This is a genomic window from Vibrio sp. 2134-1 (assembly GCF_033339495.1).
Map to the genome: position 1 here is coordinate 1 of NZ_JAWOUS010000288.1, position 798 is coordinate 798.

Below are 798 nucleotides of genomic sequence, written 5' to 3' on the forward strand. Positions count from 1 at the left end.
TTATTTATTTAATTGAGCTAACTAACAGTAGTATTTCCAACTATTAAAATATGGAGATGTATTATGAAAAACTGGATTAAGGTTGCCGTTGCAGCCATCGCACTATCTGCCGCGACAGTTCAAGCGGCAGTCGACACTGCCGCAACTGAAGTCAAGGTGGGCATGTCTGGCCGTTACTTCCCATTCACTTTCGTGAAGCAAGACAAGCTACAAGGCTTTGAGGTGGATATGTGGGATGAGATCGGTAAGCGTAACGACTACAAGATCGAATACGTGACGTCGAACTTCTCAGGTTTGTTTGGTCTTTTAGAAACTGGCCGCATCGATACAATCTCAAACCAAATCACCATGACAGATGAGCGCAAAGCGAAATACCTGTTTGCAGACCCTTATGTGATCGACGGCGCGCAAATCACGGTACGTAAAGGCAACGACAGCATCAAAGGTGTAGACGATCTAGCAGGCAAAACCGTTGCGGTTAACCTAGGTTCTAACTTTGAGCAGCTACTACGCCAATACGACAAAGATGGCAAAATCAACATCAAACCTTACGACACTGGTATCGAGCATGATGTTGCGCTTGGCCGTGCAGACGCTTTCGTGATGGACCGTTTGTCCGCGCTAGAACTGATCAAGAAAACAGGTCTGCCACTGGAACTGGCTGGTGAACCGTTTGAAACCATTCAAAACGCATGGCCTTTCGTCAACAATGAAAAAGGTCAGAAGCTACAAGCGGAAGTGAATAAAGCACTAGCAGAGATGCGTGCAGATGGTACAGTAGAAAAGATTTCAGTGAAG

General features: G+C 45.7%; 1 protein-coding gene. It reads left to right on the forward strand.

What is annotated here, in order from left to right:
• Positions 1-63: 63 nt before the first annotated feature.
• A partial coding sequence (locus R7R78_RS25525) for an amino acid ABC transporter substrate-binding protein (protein ID WP_225474547.1) occupies positions 64-798 on the forward strand: 735 nt, incomplete at its 3' end.